Here is a 2,060-nt window from a genome sequence, read left to right as displayed (position 1 = left end):
AGCCGGCGCGCGAGCGGCCCGGCCGGCGGGGCCTGGGCCGAGAGCGCGGCATGCGCGCCGGCGGTGCCGACGCCGTCCAGCAGCAGCGCCGCCTCCTCCATCTCCAGCGCGGCGTCGCGGCGCCGGGCCGCGTCCAGGCTGGCGGCGAGGCCGGGGCGCGCCCCGGCCTCCTGCCCCGGCAGCGGCAGGGCGGGCTGCAACTCCACGCGGAAGGCGGCCTCGGCCGGGTCGGCGGCGCCGGGCAGGCGGATGCGCTGCAGCGTGCAGCCATCCAGCAGCGCCACCGGCCGGCCGGCGGCGTCGCGCAGCACCAGGTCGGCGATGGCGCTGCGCTCGCCGCGATGGGTCAGGCGGAGGTCGGCAAGGGCGGCCGGCGCGGCCCCGACCCGCGCCACCAGCCTCGCCACCCGCACCGGCACGATCCCCGGCAGGCCGCCCCCCGAACCCGGCGGCGGCGCCGCCCCGGCCAGCAGCCCGACCAGACCCTGCAGCGCGCCGTCCAGCCGGGCGGGATGCAGCAGGAAGCCGGCATCCGGCGGCGCCGCCTGCGGCCGGTCGAGCGCCACGCGCACCGTCCCGGCCGCGTCATCCACCCAGGCTTGGTCCAGCGCCGCGAAGGCCGGGCCGTAGTCCAGCCCGGCCTGGCGGGCGCGGGCGCGGATGGCGTCGCCGGCAAGCGGCTGGCCGCCCGGCGGCGCTGTCCCGGCCGGCGGCGCCGCGTGGCATGGGGGCGCCGACAGGGCCGGCGGCGATGCCCGCGCCGGCCCTGCCGGTGCGGATGCCTGCGCCGGGAACGCCGGCGAAGACACCGGGACCGGCAGCGCCGGCGAGGACGCCTGGGCCGGCACCGCCGGCGAGGACGCCTGGGCCGGCAGCGCCGGCGGAGGCATCGCGGCCGGCAACGCCGGCGGAGACATCGCGGCCGGCAGCGCCGGTGGAGACATCGCAGCCGGCAGCGCCGGCGAGGACACCGGGACAGGCAGCGCCGGCAGGGGCGCCACCATTGCCTCCAGGTGCAGCGTCCAATCCTCGGCCGAGAGGCGGCGGCGGGAGTCCAGCGTGAAGCGGCCGGCCGCGTCGAGGTTGGCGCGCAGCTCCCGCGTCGTCGCCTCCTCCAGCGGCAGGGCGGCGCGGATCATCGCCTCCCGCAGCTCGATCGCCGGGGCGTCGGGGTGGCAGGCGCGGCCGGCGGCCAGCGCCATCTCCCACATCGCCGCCGCCGGCAGCACCGCCGCCCCGGCCAGCCGGTGGTCGGCCAGCCAGGGATCCAGCGCCGTGTCGATGTGCCGGGTCCAGAGCCCCGGCGCGGCGCCGCGGCGGAAGCCGAGCAGCGGATGGTCCTCCACCGGCGCGGTGCTGTGCAGCGCCTCGACCGTGGTGGGGTACCAGTGCGGCGCGCGGTCGAAGGGCGTGTGCGGCAGGCCGCGCCGCGTTGCCGGGCCGGCATGGGCGGCGGCGCCGCGCGGGTCGGCGCCGGCGGCCCAGGCGCGGTCGGCGATGCCGGGGAAGGGGTCGGGCGCGGGATCGCGGCGGGACAGGCTGGGCAGCACCGCCGCCTCCGACCCCGCCGCGCGCAGCGCCTCCCGCAGGTAGGATTGCAGCACGGGGGTCGGCCCGATCTCGATCACCAGGCAGGGCCCCCGCGCCGCCGCGGCCCGGACGGCGTCGAGGAAGCGCACGGGCTCCCGCAGGTTGCGCCACCAATGCGCGGCGGTGCAGCCGGCGGCGTCCAGCGGCGCGGCGGTGACGGTCGAGAGCAGCGGGATCGCGGGGTCCGCGGCGCGCAGCCCGGCGAGGTCCGCCAGCAGCCCGTCCCGCACCGGGTCCATGGCGGCGCTGTGGAAGGCGTAGTCGAGGTCGAGCGCGACGAAGCTCCAGCGCCGCTCCGCCGCCACCTGCTCCAGCCGCGCCAGCAGCGGGGCGGGGCCGGCGACCGTCAGGCTGTCCGGCGCGTTGATGGCGGCGATCTCGAGCCCGCGGCCCTCGACCCGGCCGAGCCCGGCGAGCACCGGCGCGGCGGCCCCGGCCGCGGCGCCGAGCGCGGCCATGCGGCCCTGGCC

Annotated in this window: 1 protein-coding gene; it reads right to left on the bottom strand. The window is 80.8% G+C overall.

From position 1 onward, the window contains the following. On the bottom strand, positions 1-2,048 hold a 2,048-nt coding region (locus tag E2C05_RS31280), incomplete at its 3' end, for an acyltransferase domain-containing protein (RefSeq protein WP_205083227.1). Positions 2,049-2,060 lie beyond the last annotated feature (12 nt).

Origin of the sequence: Paracraurococcus ruber (genome assembly GCF_004353985.1) — a bacterium.
In the GTDB taxonomy this organism is placed as follows: Bacteria; Pseudomonadota; Alphaproteobacteria; order Acetobacterales; family Acetobacteraceae; genus Paracraurococcus; species Paracraurococcus ruber.
The sequence above is the reverse complement of the archived record's forward strand: the minus strand, read 5'-3'. Positions and strand labels throughout refer to the sequence as shown.